Raw genomic sequence first — 18,777 nt, 5'->3', positions numbered from 1 at the left:
AAACCTATTCGTAAAAAGATAAATGAAATAGATCGTGCTGCTACAGAAGCTTTATTATAATCTAATCGCAGAGGTATTTTAGCTATGAACGGCGATAATGGGTACCCTTATGCTATTCCTATTAATTATTTTTATGATTGCCATAAGAAGAAAATTTATTTTCATGGAGCTAAAGCTGGTCATAAAGTAGATGCATTGAAAACTTCAGATAAGGTATGTTTTACCGTATATGGTAATGAGCGTATTGATAAATCTGAACCATGGGCGCCGTATGTACAAAGTGTAGTCGTATTTGGAAGATGTCGTTTGCTAGAGGCAGGTCCAGAATCTATAGATCTATTAAAAGAATTTGCTATGAAATATTATCCTAGTGAGCAACTTGTAGATGAAGAGATTGCTCATGCTGGTAGAGCAGTTCAAATGTTTGAAATTACCATTGAACATATGAGTGGTAAACAAGTACAAGAGAAATAATAGATTGGCCCTTCGCTATGCGAAGGGCTTTTACTATACACTCATACTTATAAATGTAATATAATGTAATTAGTGATAATCATTTTAAATATATAGTTCATGGGAGAGTGACATGATACAGTTAAAAGATTTAGGTACATTTGAATCAGTGCCTCATATCGTAACAGATATTGTAACAGGAAATATTAGGGCTTTAGAAAATGCATTAGCCAATGGTTGGGATATTAATATACCTATAGAAATTGGTGAGTATAGTGAGCATACACCTTTAGAATTAGCTCTTGTTATGTGTTGCTTGCCAAGTATTCAATGGTTAGTCGAGAATGGCGCTGATCTTAATGATGAAGAAAATCCAAGTTTCTTATTAGCTGTACGGTATGGTAATAAAGAGATTATCGACTATGTTGTGACTCATGGTGCTAATGTTCACGCCTTGAACCGTGTGAAAGTAGATGCCTTTCAAGCTGCCTTATATGGCAAGAAATATAATCACTTACAGATTATTCATGACTTAGGCCATACGGTACAGAAGTATGGCGGTAAAGCTTTCAGAAATGCCATTACAGATAGAAATTATGAGGTTCTAGATTTCTTTATTCGTAATGGTGTAGATATTAACTACAATAAGCCTGATTCTGTATATCCCTTTAAGCCAACTCCATTGTGCGTAGCAGCACGGTATGTGGATTTAAAGATGTGTAAGTATTTGGTAGAACATGGCGCTGATGTGACCATCACAGAAAAGGATGGTATGCGTCCCTATAGCATTGCTATTGAAAAAGGCGATATGGAAATGGCAGAGTATTTTAAATCATTAGAGCCTACTGAGTTCCATGATATACAAAATAAAATGGATCAATTAAAGCCATTTAAACTACCAAAGGCGTTAGTATCGTTTCTAGAGGGAGATACTCTCTATTTTGAATTGCCAGACTCCGATTTTATATCTATAGAGTTCTTCTCACTTACAGATACGATTCCATTTAAATTAGGTCGTCGTAATCTATTACGTTTATCTAAAGAACTAGGTGAGTATAATGAATGGCAAATTGTGTGGGACCCTAAGTCTAAAAAGATTTCTTGTTATGATATAGAACATCAAGAACTGCGAGAGCTTTGTAAATTTGATGAGTTTATGTCCGATATGGCAGGTCAATTAGAAACCTTGTTTTAGGGTATATCGTAAAGGAAAGGCAAACATATGACAGATACATTTGAGAAAACATATACGGATTGGTCCATTGATGTAGGCACCTATAAATATGAAGGTATTACACTGAATGAAGTTGAACAAAATCTGTATGCTATTGAGGACCAAGAGCAAGACTTCGTAGTTATTTCTCCATCAAAGGCAATCTCCATAGATAATAAACTGTATAACTTTGTACAGGTTTGTAGTGATCGAGATACCGATTTATTACACATAGAGCTTAGTGTAACTAATGATGGTGACCGAGGCGCCATCATATATGGTAAGAATGAGCTGGGCCATCAAGAGGTATTACAGATAATAGAAGATTTTATTCTACATCGTAAGGTTCCTACATTAGATAGTTGGGAAATCGTGTTAGATTTAAGACCGAAGATGGAAAGCCTGTAAAGGATACTGTGGAGCTTATTATGCTATATACACCGAATAACCTTTTGTATAAGTATATTCGCTATCGATTTAGACGAATTCAGATTCAATGTAATATGGTATATGATATAGCACCAGAGGACGAAGATGAGATTTGCCGTAATCTGTTAAAACAGAGAGCGAAGATATTAATTCCAGTTGGTATAGTATATGCATTAATATTTGCCCTTACTTTCGCTTGGCTATTAGGCACAAGTGAGAAATTGAACCCATTAATGCAATGGGAAGTAAGAGTTATTGACTATGTTATACCATTTTTAAATACCATTGATTTTAAGTGGTATGCGTATTCACTGGATTTATTGTGGGCAGCCCTTATATTGGCCCCTGTCGGGATTATTAACGTATCTCCTTATATCATTTTTTCCTATATTATAGATACCATTTTGATACGGCGTGAGGTGAAAGCTTTAATAAAAAAATATTCCATTGATCAAATAAAATGTGGTTAGATTATATCTATTTGTTTAGGAGAGAGTATTATGAGTCATCTAAAAGATTTCAATTGGACTGGATTTTGGAAAGACACCGATTATGCATTTGAGTCCTATATAGGTAGAGAGGTTACCGATGAGGATATTAAGAATGCTGAAGCTAAACTAGGCTATACATTGCCTACAGCATATATAGAGCTACTTAAAAACCATAATGGTGGTGTAGTAAATAAGAATTGTTTTATTAACGATGATGACGATTGTGTATATATAACAGGAATATATGGCATCGATAGAGATAAAAAATACTCTCTTTTAGGTGAGATGGGTAATGAATTTTGGATTTCCAAAGTAAAATATCCCCCTATTGGTATCGTTGTAGCCGATACAATTTCCGGCGGTCACGACATGGTTTTCCTCGATTATCGTGAGTGCGGTCCAACCGGTGAACCTAAGGTAGTCCGTGTAGACCAAGAATGTGATTATTCAATTACGCCGTTAGCAGATAATTTTGGTGACTTTATTAAGAACTTATATTTCAATATAGAAGAAATTACGGATGAAGAGTTTCAAGAATTAAGTGATACAGAAAAGGTTAAGCTCCTTAATGAACAAGAGGGCATCGATTTCAAGCGTGCGATGGAGTTATTAACTAACATAGGCATTGATAATTTGTCGCCTATATTGTTAAGCTCCTTAGGACGTATGTATAACAATAGTGGCCGCGCAGCAGAGGCTATTGATTTATTTGAACGTATCGATGAGGCACATCGCGATTGGTCTTGGTATTATCGTTGTGGCTATGCTCATGGGATGCTAGGGTATGGTAAAAGCTATGAATCTGAACATGTACAGAAGGCATTACAATTAATAGAAACAGGCATAAAAATTACGAAAGAAGCCCATTTAGATAAACAGCTTGTTTGGTGCTGTGAAGTGGTAAAATATCACCTATTTAAAATTAAGCCCAAAGAGTACAAGGTGGATTATCCTTTGGTATACGAAACTATTAAGAATGTCTTTGATAAGAAAAATAGCAAAGATACTATAGAAGATAAAGTTACTACGGAAGGTAAAGTTACTGGAGATATTAATGAATGCGAAGAAGATAAGTATCCTACATATGATGTAGTACATTGGGTATTTAATAAGCAAACATATAGCAGAGAAGAGTTTTCTAAAGAATACAATAAAGAAGTAGAGAAATATGTAGATGATGAAGCAGACGACGATAGATTAGAAGAACCGGAAATTCTAGTAACCTATGAAGCTTGGATTGAAAGTACAGACCAACTTTTTGATAATGAACGTGTAACCGATGAAGAACTATTTGAAGAGGATAAAGAAGATGGTATGTGGCAAGTAGAAATCATGGCTCATCTTGTAGCTGATAATGGTACATATTTTACAAGAGAAGAGTTGCTCTTTAAATTGCATAATCTAATGGCTAATAAAGAACTGGGTGATCACGTATTCTTTGAAGGTATTGAATACGAAGGTCATGAATGTGAAGGTTACGGGCTTATAGATAACGAAGATGGTATACCTGTATTCTATACATGCTGTGGTAGCTAACTAATAGAGATATAATAGATTAGCCCTTCGCTTATGCGAGGGGCTTTTGCTATATACTTAGAAAGTATATACTTTTGTGCTTTGGGCTACGTTATTTTATATAGCCTTCGTGTAAAATATTGAGAAAGTATTTTAGTAATTTGAAATCGAAGCATTGTGATGAGAGAGAGGATGCCTATGAGTGAAAATGAACTCGTATATAATGAGAGATATTGTGATTATAGACTTCTTTATGAAGGCTTAGAATTTTGTTGGGATGAGAAACCATCAGGTGATTATTTAGATACTGTAAAAGTTCTTGCCAAAAATTACCATAAAAATATTGATAAGATTGCTGCTTTTATGCTTGAAGACATTCGAGAAATGTATGATGAATCTATTACTATAGATGATGTGAAAGAACGGATCGGTATCCCTCAAATTGATCCAGAGCTAGGTACGGTAACCTATTGTGAACAAACCTTTGATTATACGCATATATTTTGCTTTGAATTTTGGGACGATGAGTTTGAAGATTTAAATTACTTTGCTATTGATGGCTGATATATTGCCATAAAATGGCAAAACAGCTACTTTAGATACATAGATTAGTTTGGTGTTGTGAAGTAGTAGAGTATTATTAACCTCTATTAGTTCAAAGGATGACAAGGAGGATTATCCTATGATTTTTGATGCCATAAAAAAACTGTTTAACAAGGATGAGAATACTGAGCAGATTGAATATCTCGGTACTGATAAAGATGGTAATAAAATATATGAAGGTTACTATCATGAGTTTAAGGGAATTCCTTGGGTTTTTAATAAAACTACTTATACTAGAGAAGAGTTCGATAAGGCGTTTTATGAATGCTTAGAAGAGCATAATGTTAATCGTGATAATTTACCGCCATTAGTAGAGCCTGAAATTCTTGTAAGCTATGAAGCTTGGATTGAAAGTAAAAGTCAGCTTCACTCTAATGAATACTTATACGAAGACGATGAATTAGAAGAATACGATAAAGAAGACGGTATGTGGCAAGTAGAAATCTATGCTCGCTTCAAAGCAGATAATGGCCAGTACTTTACTACTGAAGAGATTCTTTTCAAGCTACATAACACAATGGCCAATAAAGAGCTCGGTGATCATGTATTCTTTGAAAACCTAGCCTATGATGATCACGAATTCGATGCTGACGATGCCGACGATGTTTCTGATGATGATGAAGGTACTCCTGTATTTGTCGTATGGCTTGGTAGCTAGTAAATAGCTGTTTTTGTTATAAACTATTATTTTAAAATTAGTCAGTTATTGTTTTGTGATTATTATTTTGTGTTGTTTGTTATTATTATGATAAGATGAGTTCATATACATATTAATGATATGAGGGGAAGTGTATTGTATGTCTATGAGTGTTGAGCAATTTTTATCTTTGTCTGATACTGAACAGTTACAAACTATTAAAGATCTTAATGATATCGGTCAAGAGGAAATTATTATCGATGTATTGACGGGGGTTGGTATCGATAACTTATCTGTACCTTTATTAGGCGAGCTTGGTAGAGCCTATAACAATAACGATAAACCAGAAGAAGCTATTAAAGTATTTAAGACCATCGATACAGAACATAGAGATGCAGTGTGGCATTATCGCTGTGCGTACTCCCATGGCTCTATTGCTTCTACTAATCATGAGGCTTATACATCAGAGAACATGCAACAGATGTTAGCTTTAGTAGATAATGGTGTACGATTAGCGACTAAAGAAGGTCGCAATGATATAAAGGAATATTGCTTTGAAGTCATGGATATGTGCCGTCTACAAATGGACTTTGAAAAATGTGAAGTTGACTATCCTGATTTATGCTTAAACTATAGCAAGTATATAGCAGAGAAAAAGAAGAAACGAGAAGGTGTGCCTCGTCAACGAACGATTACTGTAGAAGAAATTTTAGCTACAGATGATATGTGGACTATAAATGAGCCTGCCTATTGGACTATCAATATTTATGGTTCGTATGATAACTATTTAGAATCTGCAAAAGGGTTCACCGTAGAGCAAAGATATCTTAACGCTATATGCTGGTATTTCGCTGAGGTTAATAATGGCGGGCATCATCAGTTCTTCTATAACTCTACAGGTATTGTATGGGAAGATGCTCTTGCGGGGTTACGCCTTTTCAAGATGGATATACTTGCAGATAATTTACAATCCGTAATCGATTACTTTGGTGGGTCTGTTCCATTTGATAGAGAAGAACGATGGACCATTTTAAAAGATTGGGACGATGAGGTATTTGATTTCCTAGATGGAAAAGACGATGTAGTCTATGAATATGAAGGCATCTTTGAAGATGTATTTGTACATGAACATCCTGAACTATTTGTATTTGATGGAACCTATACAGTCTCAGAATAAGATTGGTGTATAATTAACATGTATAGTTGCTTTTACTATGATGTTTACTTTCACCAAATTATATTAGAGGTACTACATGTTAGATAAACAAGGCGTATATGATTGTTTACGTGACCATCATATCGATTTTGAAATTACGGATCACGTACCGTTATTTAGTATGGATGATAAGCCCAATGTAGAGTTGCCATATCCTGAGTGGGATGCAAAGAATTTATTCATTCGAGACCATAAACGGGAACATTATTATTTGATTACCGTTCGTGGTTCTAAGCGTGTGGATCTAAAGCAGTTCCGTAAGGACCATAAGCTTAAAAAGATTTCCTTTGGTTCCGAAGAAGAGCTATGGGATATTTTGAAGATTAAACCAGGTCACGTATCTCCATTTTGTTTGCTCCACGATGAAGAGCGTAAGGTACATTACTACATTGATGCGGATTATAAAGATAATCTAATCGGTATACATCCTAATCAAAATGATGCTACCGTATGGCTACAGGGAAAAGACTTAGTTAAACTTATTGAAGAACATGGTACAATAGTAGAATATATTACATTGTAATCTTGAAGTACTTAGGAGTATTTAAGAACGTCTATGAATAGAACATTATTAAAACGTATGATAATTACATCTGCTATTGCTGTATTAGGTGTTAGTACATCCTTTGCGGCGCTTGTTATGGAACGTGATGAAGGTTTAGACACAGCACCTAGTGTAGGCATGTATCGCTATCAAGTGCCTACAGAGTTACAAGGCACATATAACAGTGCAGGTGTTGCCAATCTAACAGCATCTATGGAGAAAGAACCTAATACATTATCTATGAATGTAGCGCATGTAAAAGGTAATCCATCTGAGTCTTATGTAGTAGAGGTTTATAAAGATTTAGCTGCCATTGATACACATCGCAAATCCGATCATTATCAAGCCTTTGTTAATGAAGTAGGTTCTAAATTAACAAATCGCAAAATGTATGACGTACAGTCTGTACTATTGTTTGAGAAGAAAGATGCTTTATCTATTGTCAATGATGGTAAAGCAGTAGTGACTTTGATAGAGTTTACTGTTAATAGCAATGATATCGACACAGTACAACGTCAATACCAACTCGATATTGAACGGGCCGTACGCGATGATGCGGGTTATAAGGCCGGTTATGTGCTTCGTGAAAGAAATGTAAAAAATCATTGGTATGTTATCCAAATTTATAGTGATCAAGAGGCCTTAACAAAACATTTAAATAGTCCTGGTTATCGATTCATGATGAGCCAAATCCAAGGTAGTCTACAAAATGTTACCACAAAGGTTTTAGATGGGGATGTCCTCGTCAACCATGGGGGTCAAGCATTTGTAAGACCTTAAAACTGAATATAATATAGTATAATATAATCACAGTAAAGTTACTGCTAGCATATACATATGTGCTAGCAGTTTTTTGTTATATATTAGGTGAACGTATAGTCTATAAAAAAAGGAGTTACATATGACACAGCAAGAACGGTTACGCTATTTGGTTGAAGGCTTAGTAGCAGAATACAATGAGCGGCATAACGAACATATAGATATCCCTATAAATGAAGAAGAGCAATTTACTCTCTTTAGATCTTTATGTAATATTCGTCCTGCTGATGGCATGTCTCTTGAATGGATGAAGATAGAGTCTGAATATTTAAATATATTGGCCCATGAAAAGGGAATCGTAACGATTAGTGATATGGAAGAGCGAGAGCCTCAGATTTATTTGTGGCAAGGAGATATTACTCGATTATCTGTAGATGCTATTGTAAATGCAGCCAATAATAAATTGCTCGGATGTTTTGCTCCAAATCATAAGTGTATCGATAATGAAATTCATACCTTTGCTGGTATAGAGCTTCGCATGGAATGTGCTAGAATGACTGAGTATATGGAGATGCCTGAAAAAACGGGTGTGGCTCGTATGACCTATGGGTATAATTTGCCCGCAAAGCATGTACTTCATACGGTAGGTCCTATTATTTATGAAAGTGTAACAGATAAGGAAAGAATTGAATTAGCTTCTTGCTATCAATCCTGTTTAAAGTTAGCTAATGCTTATAACTTACGCTCCATTGCATTCTGTTGTATTTCTACTGGTGAATTTAGATTCCCTAATGAAGAAGCAGCACAGATTGCCATAGATACGGTACGAACCTATTTGAAAGAAACAAATAGTAAAATACAAGTGGTATTTAATGTGTTTAAAGATATAGATTATGACATCTACAACAAATTATTGGGATAAATAATATACTCCTTTTGAAATTCATAAAAATACTGTATCATTTAATAATGACATACAAAAGGTTATGAATGATTTGTTAGTTTAAGAAGGAGATAATGTACTATGAATTATAAATACACCTATGAAAGCCCATTAGGAACTATGATTATGCTTGGTACATTATCATACTTAACAGATTTGTTTTTTATCGATGAAGATTATGCACCAAGTTATGATGATGCGGAGTATATAGAGCAACTAACAGGTCCATTTGAAGTAACTATTATGTGGCTAGACCAATACTTTAATGGTAAAAAGCCTTTTATTACACCACCGATTCAGTTAGAGGGAACAGAGTTCCGTAAGTCTGTATGGTCTATATTACAAACTATACCTTATGGTAAAGCTACAACATATGGAGATATAGGTAAAGAGATTGCAAAACAGCAAGGAAAAGATAGGATGTCTGCCCAAGCTGTGGGCGGTGCGGTAGGTCATAATCCTATTTCGATCATTATTCCTTGTCATCGTGTTATCGGTAGCAATGGTAAACTAACTGGTTATGCAGGGGGCATCGAACGAAAGAAATATATGCTAGACTTAGAGGCAAAGCATAAATAGTACATATTAGATTGTAAAATCATATTTAAATAGACTTATAGAAAAAGAAGAAAGAGATTACTCATGATGGATAGACACATCATAGGTAATCTCTTTTGGTATATATAGGTGGGACTATTTAAATTGATTTACTAAGGTACCAATGCCACTAATCGATATAGATACGGTATCTCCTGATTTTAACCAACCATATCGTTTTTCATTTTTACCAAGTACAACACCACTAGGTGTACCGGTAAAGATAACGTCACCTTCCTGTAGTGTAATATACTGGGATACAAATTCGATAATCGCGTCCGGTTTAAACATCATTTGTTGTAATTTAGCTTGTTGACGCACTTCACCATTGACTGTTGTGGTAATGGTAGCATTTTCAAAATCAAAATCATCTATAGGAACAATAGTAGGACCGATAGGGGCAAAGTTATCTAGTGATTTGCCGAGAATCCATTGAGAGCCTCTGAATTGTAAAGTTCGAGCTGATACATCATTACCTATGGTATATCCTAAGATATGTCCTTTAGCTTGGGCGCGAGATATATTTTTACCCGCCTTACCAATAACAATGACGAGCTCTCCTTCGTAATCATAATGAAGGTTTTCATCTTGAATAGGAACTATATCTTGATGTGACGCCAATGCATTAGATGTTTTCATAAAGATTTCCGGAAAATCATGTGTAGCAAGACTAGTTTCCTCTATATGGTCTGCATAGTTTAAACCGATACAGATAATGTTTTTGGGATTAGTAATTAGGGTACGGTTAGTAGATTCTTTCATAAGAGATACCTCCTTAAGAGATAAGATACATATATTGTAAGTTAATTATAATATAAATCGGTATGTAAAGAATAATTTTATCCTTATGATTTGAAACGAACTAAATTTATTATAGATAAAGACTTAGAGATTATTTATGATACCAATCGTTATAGATATGATGATCCATATGATTTATAAGTCATCAAAATAAGTGGTATTCTATATTTTGTACTTAAGTATACTTAACTTATTACATGTCTAATCTCTGTCCTCTATAGAATATGTTGAAATAACTTGCTCATAGTGTTAAGATTATAAGTATATTAATAAGCATGGAGGTAATTGTTATGAGCAAGAATATCGATTGGGATAATCTCGGTTTTGGTTATGTAGAAACCGACTACCGTTATTTGACTACATATAAAGATGGTAAATGGGACGAAGGCGGATTAATTACTGATGCTAACGTTGTTCTTAATGAATGTGCTGGTGTATTTCAATACGCTCAAACTGTCTTTGAAGGTTTGAAAGCATATTACACTAAAGATGGTCACATCGTATGCTTCCGTCCAGATTTGAATGCTGTTCGTTTGAATCAATCTTGTGAACGCCTTGTAATGCCTACATTACCTGAAGGTCGTTTCCTTGAAGCTGTAAAAGAAGTTGTAAAAGCAAACAAAGACTTTGTTCCTCCTTATGGTCATGGTGCAAGTCTTTATATTCGTCCATACATGATGGGTACAAACTCCGTTATCGGTGTAAAACCTGCAGATGAATATCAATTCCGTGTATTTACTACACCAGTAGGCCCTTACTTCAAAGGTGGCGCTAAACCAATCAAAATTCGTATCACTGATTTTGATCGTGCAGCTCCTCATGGTACTGGTCATATTAAAGCTGGTTTGAATTATGCTATGAGTTTGTATGCTATCACTGATGCTCATAACAAAGGTTATGCAGAAAACATGTACCTTGATGCGGCTACTCGTACACATGTAGAAGAGACTGGTGGTGCAAACTTTATCTTCATCACTAAAGATGGTAAATTAGTAACACCTAAATCCGATAGTATTTTGCCATCCATTACACGTCGTTCTTTGATGTATGTAGCAGAACACTACCTTGGTATGACTGTAGAAAATCGCCCTGTTCATAAAGATGAATTAAAAGACTTTGCTGAAATTGGTCTTTGTGGTACAGCAGCTGTTATTTCTCCAGTAGGTCAAATCGATACTCCAGAAGGTACTATTAATGTACCAGCTGGTATGGATGATATGGGTCCTATCACTAAAAAATTATATGATACATTACTTGGCATTCAACATGGTGAAATCGAAGCTCCTGAAGGTTGGGTAGTTAAAATTTGCTAATCTTTTAATAGATTAATGTAGTAGATTATATAATTTAACACGTAAATAGAAATGGCATCTATCGTTGGATAGATGCCATTTCTGTTTTTTATTTTGTTATGTTAAATTAGAGATTAGGGTATTGTAAAATTAGTTATAGACTATTATTAAATTAGTTATTAGTTAGACTTTGCTCGGCTTACTACTTTAGCCATGAATTTTTCGTTATTAATAACAAATCGTTCATGAGTTCCTCGACCAATGATACCAACGCCGTCAGATGCTTCAATATCAAAGGTTATTTTACGTCCTTCTACAGCACTAACTGTAGCTTTAGCAGTTACTGTTGCACCAAGTGGAGTAGGGGCCTCATGAGTAATGGATAGAGCGATACCTACAGTGCCTTCGCCATCTTCTAAATATGGTTGTACTGCTGCTTGTGCTGCTTCTTCCATTAATGCACACATAGCTGGTGTGGCAAAGACCTCTAAAGAACCGGATTTCATTGTTTTAGCAATATTAGATTCTGTAACTGTTACAGTCGCTGTAGCTGTTTGACCTGCTGATACCATAATATACCTTCTTTCATTAAGAATATTCTCGTTATAATAGTATTATACATCTTTCGATAATTTTTATGCTAATGTAATTATACATATTTTATAGATACTACCAGTTAAAAGTAATTATTTTTAACTGGTAGTATCTATAAAACTAGCCTATATAACTTATAGTCCTAATATTTTTAACTGGTGGTAATTGAAAAATAGCATATAAAAGTATGAATGGTAATATTTTAACGGGTAGTAATTAAAAATAACATATGAAAGTTCTAATGATAATATTTTAGACTGGTAGTAATTAGATAAATAGAATGTTTAGGTTCTTACCTATAACAGTTCTATAGAATCCGTGATATAATAGAACTAGTTTTTTATAAAACGAGGTATATATGAGTACAAAAAAATTAAAGCCTTCTGGTGAAGGTTGGGTACAGTTAATAGCAGGCATTGGTTTTGTCATTCTATTAATTGCCATCAATATAGTAGATCCTACATTTTATCCTACAATGTGGCATTTAGCGACGAGTGGATCCATGGATGAAATAGCAGAGTATATTCAAGGTTTTGGCCCTATGGCCATGGTCGTAAGTATGCTTCTCGATATTTTTGTTAATGCTGTTGGGTTCTTGCCATCTATCTTTATATCTACAGCAAATGGTTTAGTATTCGGTATGTGGCCAGGGATCATTATTTCTTGGCTTGCAGAAACAATTGGTGTAGTCATTAGCTTTTACATTATGCGTTACTTCTTGCGTGATACGGCGGATAAGCTTATTGCTAAGAGTACAGTATTGATGAAAGTAGATGATTTCTCTGGTAAAAACGGTTTTGTGGTCATGTTATTTGCACGATCCTTACCATATTTTCCATCTGGTGTTATTACGGCCCTAGGTGCTATTAGTAAGATTAAACCGAGAGACTACATCTTAGCAAATTTAATTGGTAAGTTCCCATCTACAGCTCTTGAAGTAGCTATCGGTACAGATATTGTAAATTTCCAAGAGAATATGGGGCGATTAGGAATTATTGTTCTTGTTGCAGGTGTTGTATACTTCATTCTTTGGAAAGTATATAAGAACTATATTAATAAGAAGAATGCTGAACAAGAACATGATCCTAATGCGTAATTTTTTAACGTAGTAATATTTTTAACTTAGTAATATTTTTAACTTAGTATATATGAAAGAGGCGATAGTATGAGCTTTTCTCTTCCTGAACGTGTCACTTTAAAAGGTCCAAATTTTATTCGCGAAGTATTTGAACGTGGTGTTGGCGTAGAAGGTTTTATCAGCTTTGGTATTGGCAATCCAGCGCCAGAAGCGATTCCTGTGGAAATCATTGAAAAGGCATTCGATGAAGTGGTTCACTCTAATCCCATGAGTTTATTACAATATGGCCCAATGCAAGGTGATGCACGTTTAGCAGAATTGACATTAGATCGTCTTGTAAAAGCACATAAGATGAATCCAGAAGGACAAGGCCTTATTATTTCTAATGGTGCAGGTCAATTATTAGGTCTTGTGCCAATTACTGTATTGGAACCTGGCGACGAAGTATACATGGATGAATTTACTTTCACAAGTGCTATCAATTCTGTACGCAACATGGGCGGTAAAGCATTAGGTATTAAGACTGATGAGTACGGCATGATTCCTAGTGAATTAGAAAAAGCCGCTCAGTCTGGTAAGGGTAAATATATTTATCTCATTCCGAATTTCCAAAATCCTACAGGTATTACAATGCCATTGGAACGCCGTAAAGAAATTTACGCTATTGCCTCTAAATATGATTTATTCATCTATGAAGATGATCCATACGGTGAGATTCGCTTTGCTGGTGAGTACATTCCAACATTTAAATCCTTTGATACAGAAAATCGTGTTCTCTATGCAGGTTCGTATTCAAAGACATTATCTGCTGGTTTGCGTGTAGGTTTCTTATTTGGCCCAGCTAAAGTTATTGAAGCTATTCAAGCATTAAAAAATAATACGGCAGGGCAAATGCCATTAGTTACGCAAAAAGTGGTAGCTAAAGTGCTCGATACAATCGATTACGACGCACATTTAGAAAATGTACGTAAAGTTTATAAAACAAAATGTGATGCCTTGTTAAATGCTTTTAACAAGTATGCAAGCTCTAAGGTTAAGTTAACACAGCCTACTGGTGGTATGTTCGCATGGATGACGATGCCTGAGGATGTAAATTGTGATGAATTCTTCGAAGCATGTATGGACAGAAATATAGGGATTATTAAGTGTGGTGCCTTTGCAGCTGATGGAGCAGGGGAAGGACATGCATTCCGTTTGAGCTATACAGTACCAACAGTAGAAGAAATTACAAAGGGCATGGAAATTCTTGGAGCTTTAACTAAAGAATTCTGTGGTGAGTAATATATTGATAAAGTTTGATATGACATGATACAATGTAACAGTAGATACATTGTATTTACCATATAAACAAAAGTTTTTACATATAGATGTGAGGTAGTTCCTCAAAGAAAGTAGGTGTTTACTATGGGTTGCGGTAGCAGCAGTGATTGTGGCGGATGCCCATCTCAATCCTCTGGTTGCGGTGGCGGCGCTCCTCAACAACCTCAAGATCTTACAGCTCCATTACACGAGCTTAGTTCTGTTAAACATGTAATCGGCGTAGTATCTGGTAAAGGTGGCGTAGGTAAATCCTCCGTTACAAGCTTAATGGCTATTACTATGGCGCGTAAAGGTTACAAAGTAGGTATTCTCGATGCGGATATTACAGGTCCTTCCATTCCTAAAATGTTCGGCATCAAGGAAAAAGCATATGCTGACGAAATTGGTATGTATCCTGTAAAATCCAAAGGTGGTATTGACGTTATGTCTGTTAACCTTCTTTTGGAAAACGATACAGATCCTGTTTTATGGCGTGGTCCTATTCTAGGCAATGTTGTAAAACAATTCTATACAGATGTAATTTGGAAAGACATCGATTATTTATTCGTTGATATGCCACCAGGAACAGGTGACGTAGCGATTACAGTTTACCAATCCTTGAAATTGGATGGTATCATCATCGTTACATCTCCTCAAGACTTGGTATCCATGATTGTTGAAAAAGCAGTAAAAATGGCTGATTTAATGCAAGTGCCTATTATTGGTGTAGTGGAAAACTACTCTTACTTCCATTGCCCAGATAACGGTAAGGATTACCAAATCTTTGGTGAAAGCCACATTGAAGAAATCCTTCAAAAATACGGTCTATTATTGTTGAATCGTTTGCCAATTGATCCAACTATTGCAAATCTTTGCGACCAAGGTGATATTGAAGCTATTGAGAAAACAAATTTAGAAAACGTATCTTTACCAGAATAGGATTTATATGTTAATGAAAGCTGTGCATACCTAGTGATGCACAGCTTTTTCTCATTTCTTTTTATGTTGTAATATAATATATTTATCATAAGAAGATATAAATATATTTCTAATTTCAAATACTACTGATATATACTGAAGACACCGTATGATAGGGGGCTTAGTATGTGTTTTATAGTCACCTTGCGATGCCTTGATATTTCAGCAGTTATATATTTTAGTTTTTTCCTATGTAGGAGGTATGTGTATGAAAAAACTGTTAAATTGGATTATTCCAGCGGTCTTTGGTATAGGCCTATGGTTTATTCCAACGCCTGAGGGTTTAACACCTCAATCTTGGCATTTATTCGCCATCTTTGTTGCTACTATCGTAGGCTTTATTACTCAGCCATTACCGATTGGTGGCGTATCTATCATTGTAATTACTGTGGCGGCTTTGACTGGTACTTTGAAAATCGGCGAAGCTATCTCTGGTTTTGCTAACTCTGCTATTTGGTTAATCGTAGGTGCGTTCTTATTCTCTCGTGGCTTTATTAAAACTGGTTTGGGGAAACGTATTGCGTATAATTTGATTGCTGCTTTTGGTAGTAGCTCCTTACGTTTGGCTTATGCATTAGCATTATCTGATTTAATTTTGGCTCCAGCAACTCCATCTAATACAGCTCGTGTAGGTGGTGTTATCATGCCAATTACTACAAGCTTGGCAAAAGCGTTCGGTTCTGAACCTCAAGATGGTCCTCGTAAAATTGGTTCCTTCTTGATGCAATCTATTTATCAAGTTAATACAATTACATCTGCTATGTTCCAAACATCCATGGCTGGTAACACATTGGTTGCAGCATTGGCGCTTCAATCTTTTGGTATTGGTATCACATGGGGTGATTGGGCTATGGCTGCCATCGTGCCAGGTATTATTGCATTGATCATTATGCCGTACTTTATTTACAAAGTATATCCACCTGAAATTACAGATGCCCGCGAAGCACAACAAATGATTAAAGAAGAGTTAAAAGGCCTTGGTAAAATGTCTTTCCAAGAATGGGTTATGCTAGGCGTATTTGTTTTGGCTTTAGTATTATGGGCTACTTCTCAATTTACTAAAATTGATGCTACAACTGTTGCATTCTTAGGTATTTCTATTTTGCTTGCTACAAGTGTTCTTGTATGGGACGATGTTAAAAGTGAAAAAGGTGCTTGGGATACATTAGTTTGGATGGGTACATTAATGGGCTTTGCCGGTTTCTTGTCCAAATTGGGCTTCATCAAATGGGCAACAGTACTTGTAGGCGGTTATATTCCAGAAGGATCTTGGATTATTGCCTTCGTTATAGCTGTACTTATTAATACATATTCCCACTATGTATTCGCATCTTTAACTGCACATATTTCTGCAATGTTCGTAGCATTCTCTGCAATTGCTATCTCTGCAGGTGCACCACCAATGTTGACATTGTTGATGATTGCATTCACATCTAACTTGTGTATGTCTTTGACTCACTATGCTGCAGGTCCATCTCCTGTAATCTTCAATACTGGTTATGTTCCTCAAAATACATGGTGGAAACTAGGTTTCTTCGCATCCGTAATCAACTTAATTATCTTTATGGGCCTTGGTTCCGTATGGATGAAAGCAATTGGTATGTGGTAAGACCAGATATCCAAAATTTTATATACTTGTAATACATTAAAAACTATATATGTCATAGTTTGATTATAGTGTGGTTACAAAATATACGAAAAGCCGTCCCCTTTGGGGCGGCTTTTTTGTGATAAAATAAGAGCAGTTAATATATTATTAATGTATATGTTGTAAAATTATACGTAAATGAACTATTCATGGTGAATATACGAATAGCATCATTATTTTACATAGGAGGAATCTATGAAATTTGATAATGAACAGTTATTGAAATATATTGGTGCTTGTACATCTCCGTATCATACAGTAGATACAAGTTTACAAATGTTATTGGATTCAGGTTTCACAGAACTTAATTTAGACGATGAGTGGCAATTAGACTCTGGTTCTTATGTAGTTAATGTGTTTGGTACTACTTTGTTTGCTTTTCATATAGGAAAGAAACCAGAACACACATTACGTATTGCCTCCGCACATACAGATTTTCCTGCAATTCGGGTTAAACCAAATCCTATTACATCAGTAAAAGGTTATACCAAGTTAAATGTGGAAATGTACGGTGGCCTCATTGAAAATACATGGCTTGATCGTCCTTTAGGGGCTGCGGGTACAGTCGTATTAAAAGGTGATAATGCCTTTGATGTTGATTCTGTATTAGTTGATACAAAACGTCCTATCGCAATCGTTCCTAACTTAGCTATACATATGAACCGTTCCGTTAATGATGGTGTTAAATTAAATCGCCAAAAGGAAATGCTTCCTATATTGATGATGGATCGTAAGGAAAAGGAGAATTCTAGTAAATCTTTAAATGATCGGAATAATCCAAGCTTATTCCCAGAATCTGATATTCAATACGATGAGTGGACTACGTTCTTGGCTGATGAAGTCAACTGTGATCCATCTGAAATTTTATCTTATGAAATGACATTATACCCAACAGAACAAGGCTGTGTATTAGGGACTGAAGGCGATTTTATTAGTGCGCCTCGTCTAGATAATTTAACATCTTGCTTTGGTGTACTATCAGGGATTATTCAGGCTCGTAAGGCTAATGCTGATGGTGTACGTTGTGCTATTCTCTTTGATAATGAAGAGGTAGGGAGTCGTACTAAACAGGGCGGAGCAGGGATGCTTTTACCAAACCTTATTAAACGAGTATATGATGCATTAGGATATTCTAATCAAGAGATGGATAGTTTCATTTCAAAAGGATTCATGATTTCCTCTGATGTAGCACATGGTTTGCATCCAAATTATCCTGAAAAAAATGATATCACTAATATTCCTACACTTAATAAAGGGGTGGCTCTTAAAATAGCATGTAGTCAATCTTATGCAGGTGATGCAAGAGCAATTGCTATAGTTAAGGGACTTTGTGAAGAAGCAGGTGCAAATTACCAAATTTATGTAAATCGTTCTGATATACCTGGTGGATCTACAGTTGGGTCTATTTCATCTGCTATGTTACCAATGAGAACAATGGATGTGGGCTTACCGTTATTAGCGATGCATTCTGTACGGGAATTAATGGGTGCAAATGATCAAGAGCAACTTAATCGATTAATGAATCATTTCTTAGGTGATTAATAACGTAGAATATAGAATTAGTTCGATGTGCATCGATAAAAGACATATGAGTTTTTGTCATGTACAGCAACTAATGTATTTTATGATTTCGTAATTAATATAATCCTTTAAATATGTGGAAAATATTGTATAATAGTTATATGTA

20 protein-coding genes are annotated in these 18,777 nt (G+C 35.3%); 18 read left to right on the top strand and 2 right to left on the bottom strand.

Annotated features, from left to right (window positions below; genetic code table 11):
• The first annotated feature begins 75 nt into the window (after positions 1 to 75).
• From MOQ65_RS03255 to MOQ65_RS03200, 12 genes are all read left to right on the top strand, one after another.
• The gene (locus tag MOQ65_RS03255; protein ID WP_444492975.1) at positions 76 to 474 is read left to right on the top strand and encodes a pyridoxamine 5'-phosphate oxidase family protein; all 399 of its coding nucleotides are present in this window, start codon (positions 76 to 78) and stop codon (positions 472 to 474) included.
• Between the two features lie 112 nt (positions 475 to 586).
• Complete coding sequence (locus tag MOQ65_RS03250) at positions 587 to 1,648, top strand: ankyrin repeat domain-containing protein (RefSeq protein ID WP_257846623.1); 1,062 nt, start codon at positions 587 to 589, stop codon at positions 1,646 to 1,648.
• Between the two features lie 27 nt (positions 1,649 to 1,675).
• Positions 1,676 to 2,074 carry a bacteriocin gene (locus MOQ65_RS03245; protein ID WP_257846621.1) on the top strand — a complete coding sequence of 133 codons (399 nt, stop codon included), beginning with the start codon at positions 1,676 to 1,678 and terminating at the stop codon, positions 2,072 to 2,074.
• 20 nt (positions 2,075 to 2,094) lie between these two features.
• Positions 2,095 to 2,565 carry a glycosyl transferase family 4 gene (locus tag MOQ65_RS03240; RefSeq protein ID WP_257846620.1) on the top strand — a complete coding sequence of 157 codons (471 nt, stop codon included), beginning with the start codon at positions 2,095 to 2,097 and terminating at the stop codon, positions 2,563 to 2,565.
• 30 nt (positions 2,566 to 2,595) lie between these two features.
• On the top strand, positions 2,596 to 4,122 hold the full coding sequence (locus tag MOQ65_RS03235) for an SMI1/KNR4 family protein (RefSeq protein ID WP_257846619.1): 1,527 nt from the start codon (positions 2,596 to 2,598) through the stop codon (positions 4,120 to 4,122).
• Positions 4,123 to 4,299: 177 nt separating this feature from the next.
• Positions 4,300 to 4,665: a hypothetical protein gene (locus tag MOQ65_RS03230; RefSeq protein ID WP_195186011.1), complete on the top strand. Its 366-nt coding sequence runs from the start codon at positions 4,300 to 4,302 to the stop codon at positions 4,663 to 4,665.
• 118 nt (positions 4,666 to 4,783) lie between these two features.
• Positions 4,784 to 5,362 (top strand): hypothetical protein, encoded by a 579-nt coding sequence (locus tag MOQ65_RS03225; RefSeq protein ID WP_257846618.1) that lies wholly within the window; start codon positions 4,784 to 4,786, stop codon positions 5,360 to 5,362.
• A gap of 139 nt (positions 5,363 to 5,501) precedes the next feature.
• Entirely contained in the window at positions 5,502 to 6,518 is a 1,017-nt protein-coding gene (locus MOQ65_RS03220; protein WP_257846617.1) for a DMP19 family protein, read from the top strand.
• A gap of 76 nt (positions 6,519 to 6,594) precedes the next feature.
• The gene (locus MOQ65_RS03215) at positions 6,595 to 7,080 is read left to right on the top strand and encodes a prolyl-tRNA synthetase associated domain-containing protein (RefSeq protein ID WP_257846616.1); all 486 of its coding nucleotides are present in this window, start codon (positions 6,595 to 6,597) and stop codon (positions 7,078 to 7,080) included.
• A 33-nt stretch (positions 7,081 to 7,113) separates the two neighbouring features.
• Entirely contained in the window at positions 7,114 to 7,881 is a 768-nt protein-coding gene (locus MOQ65_RS03210) for a putative quinol monooxygenase (protein ID WP_257846615.1), read from the top strand.
• Between the two features lie 121 nt (positions 7,882 to 8,002).
• Complete coding sequence (locus MOQ65_RS03205; RefSeq protein ID WP_257846612.1) at positions 8,003 to 8,782, top strand: protein-ADP-ribose hydrolase; 780 nt, start codon at positions 8,003 to 8,005, stop codon at positions 8,780 to 8,782.
• Positions 8,783 to 8,884: 102 nt separating this feature from the next.
• Positions 8,885 to 9,382, top strand: a complete 498-nt coding sequence (locus MOQ65_RS03200) for a methylated-DNA--[protein]-cysteine S-methyltransferase (protein WP_257846611.1) — start codon at positions 8,885 to 8,887, stop codon at positions 9,380 to 9,382.
• A 114-nt stretch (positions 9,383 to 9,496) separates the two neighbouring features.
• Here MOQ65_RS03200 and MOQ65_RS03195 read toward each other — a convergent pair whose 3' ends face one another.
• Positions 9,497 to 10,162 (bottom strand): fumarylacetoacetate hydrolase family protein, encoded by a 666-nt coding sequence (locus MOQ65_RS03195; RefSeq protein ID WP_257846610.1) that lies wholly within the window; start codon positions 10,160 to 10,162, stop codon positions 9,497 to 9,499.
• A gap of 329 nt (positions 10,163 to 10,491) precedes the next feature.
• On the opposite strand from MOQ65_RS03195, the gene MOQ65_RS03190 reads away from it, so the two are divergent.
• On the top strand, positions 10,492 to 11,514 hold the full coding sequence (locus MOQ65_RS03190) for a branched-chain amino acid aminotransferase (protein WP_213466935.1): 1,023 nt from the start codon (positions 10,492 to 10,494) through the stop codon (positions 11,512 to 11,514).
• A 158-nt stretch (positions 11,515 to 11,672) separates the two neighbouring features.
• Here the strand turns inward: MOQ65_RS03190 and MOQ65_RS03185 are convergent, their stop codons facing one another.
• Positions 11,673 to 12,065, bottom strand: coding sequence for a thioesterase family protein (locus MOQ65_RS03185; protein ID WP_213466932.1), 393 nt, complete (start codon positions 12,063 to 12,065; stop codon positions 11,673 to 11,675).
• A gap of 380 nt (positions 12,066 to 12,445) precedes the next feature.
• Between MOQ65_RS03185 and MOQ65_RS03180 the strand changes: the two genes are divergently transcribed.
• The 5 genes from MOQ65_RS03180 to MOQ65_RS03160 all read left to right on the top strand — a co-directional run bounded on the left by MOQ65_RS03180 (position 12,446) and on the right by MOQ65_RS03160 (position 18,632).
• Complete coding sequence (locus MOQ65_RS03180) at positions 12,446 to 13,183, top strand: TVP38/TMEM64 family protein (RefSeq protein ID WP_178885137.1); 738 nt, start codon at positions 12,446 to 12,448, stop codon at positions 13,181 to 13,183.
• A gap of 69 nt (positions 13,184 to 13,252) precedes the next feature.
• Positions 13,253 to 14,446 (top strand): aminotransferase-like domain-containing protein, encoded by a 1,194-nt coding sequence (locus MOQ65_RS03175; protein WP_178885135.1) that lies wholly within the window; start codon positions 13,253 to 13,255, stop codon positions 14,444 to 14,446.
• Between the two features lie 123 nt (positions 14,447 to 14,569).
• Positions 14,570 to 15,403 carry an Mrp/NBP35 family ATP-binding protein gene (locus MOQ65_RS03170; protein ID WP_257846609.1) on the top strand — a complete coding sequence of 278 codons (834 nt, stop codon included), beginning with the start codon at positions 14,570 to 14,572 and terminating at the stop codon, positions 15,401 to 15,403.
• 247 nt (positions 15,404 to 15,650) lie between these two features.
• Positions 15,651 to 17,051 (top strand): anion permease, encoded by a 1,401-nt coding sequence (locus MOQ65_RS03165; RefSeq protein WP_105094253.1) that lies wholly within the window; start codon positions 15,651 to 15,653, stop codon positions 17,049 to 17,051.
• 234 nt (positions 17,052 to 17,285) lie between these two features.
• Positions 17,286 to 18,632, top strand: coding sequence for a M18 family aminopeptidase (locus tag MOQ65_RS03160; protein WP_257846607.1), 1,347 nt, complete (start codon positions 17,286 to 17,288; stop codon positions 18,630 to 18,632).
• The last annotated feature ends 145 nt before the right edge of the window (positions 18,633 to 18,777 follow it).

Origin of the sequence: Veillonella faecalis (assembly GCF_024677885.1) — a bacterium.
GTDB classification, from domain to species: domain Bacteria; phylum Bacillota; class Negativicutes; order Veillonellales; family Veillonellaceae; genus Veillonella; species Veillonella nakazawae.
This window is presented reverse-complemented; position numbering and strand designations above follow the sequence as displayed.

Coding starts and splice junctions, on each gene's coding strand:
- MOQ65_RS03205 (WP_257846612.1), top strand. CDS start 8,003: ATGACACAGCAAGAACGGTTACGCTATTTGGTTGAAGGCTTAGTAGCA.
- MOQ65_RS03235 (WP_257846619.1), top strand. CDS start 2,596: ATGAGTCATCTAAAAGATTTCAATTGGACTGGATTTTGGAAAGACACC.
- MOQ65_RS03185 (WP_213466932.1), bottom strand. CDS start 12,065: ATGGTATCAGCAGGTCAAACAGCTACAGCGACTGTAACAGTTACAGAA.
- MOQ65_RS03190 (WP_213466935.1), top strand. CDS start 10,492: ATGAGCAAGAATATCGATTGGGATAATCTCGGTTTTGGTTATGTAGAA.
- MOQ65_RS03200 (WP_257846611.1), top strand. CDS start 8,885: ATGAATTATAAATACACCTATGAAAGCCCATTAGGAACTATGATTATG.
- MOQ65_RS03250 (WP_257846623.1), top strand. CDS start 587: ATGATACAGTTAAAAGATTTAGGTACATTTGAATCAGTGCCTCATATC.
- MOQ65_RS03215 (WP_257846616.1), top strand. CDS start 6,595: ATGTTAGATAAACAAGGCGTATATGATTGTTTACGTGACCATCATATC.
- MOQ65_RS03180 (WP_178885137.1), top strand. CDS start 12,446: ATGAGTACAAAAAAATTAAAGCCTTCTGGTGAAGGTTGGGTACAGTTA.
- MOQ65_RS03165 (WP_105094253.1), top strand. CDS start 15,651: ATGAAAAAACTGTTAAATTGGATTATTCCAGCGGTCTTTGGTATAGGC.
- MOQ65_RS03220 (WP_257846617.1), top strand. CDS start 5,502: ATGTCTATGAGTGTTGAGCAATTTTTATCTTTGTCTGATACTGAACAG.
- MOQ65_RS03245 (WP_257846621.1), top strand. CDS start 1,676: ATGACAGATACATTTGAGAAAACATATACGGATTGGTCCATTGATGTA.
- MOQ65_RS03210 (WP_257846615.1), top strand. CDS start 7,114: ATGAATAGAACATTATTAAAACGTATGATAATTACATCTGCTATTGCT.
- MOQ65_RS03195 (WP_257846610.1), bottom strand. CDS start 10,162: ATGAAAGAATCTACTAACCGTACCCTAATTACTAATCCCAAAAACATT.
- MOQ65_RS03240 (WP_257846620.1), top strand. CDS start 2,095: ATGCTATATACACCGAATAACCTTTTGTATAAGTATATTCGCTATCGA.
- MOQ65_RS03230 (WP_195186011.1), top strand. CDS start 4,300: ATGAGTGAAAATGAACTCGTATATAATGAGAGATATTGTGATTATAGA.
- MOQ65_RS03225 (WP_257846618.1), top strand. CDS start 4,784: ATGATTTTTGATGCCATAAAAAAACTGTTTAACAAGGATGAGAATACT.
- MOQ65_RS03175 (WP_178885135.1), top strand. CDS start 13,253: ATGAGCTTTTCTCTTCCTGAACGTGTCACTTTAAAAGGTCCAAATTTT.
- MOQ65_RS03160 (WP_257846607.1), top strand. CDS start 17,286: ATGAAATTTGATAATGAACAGTTATTGAAATATATTGGTGCTTGTACA.
- MOQ65_RS03170 (WP_257846609.1), top strand. CDS start 14,570: ATGGGTTGCGGTAGCAGCAGTGATTGTGGCGGATGCCCATCTCAATCC.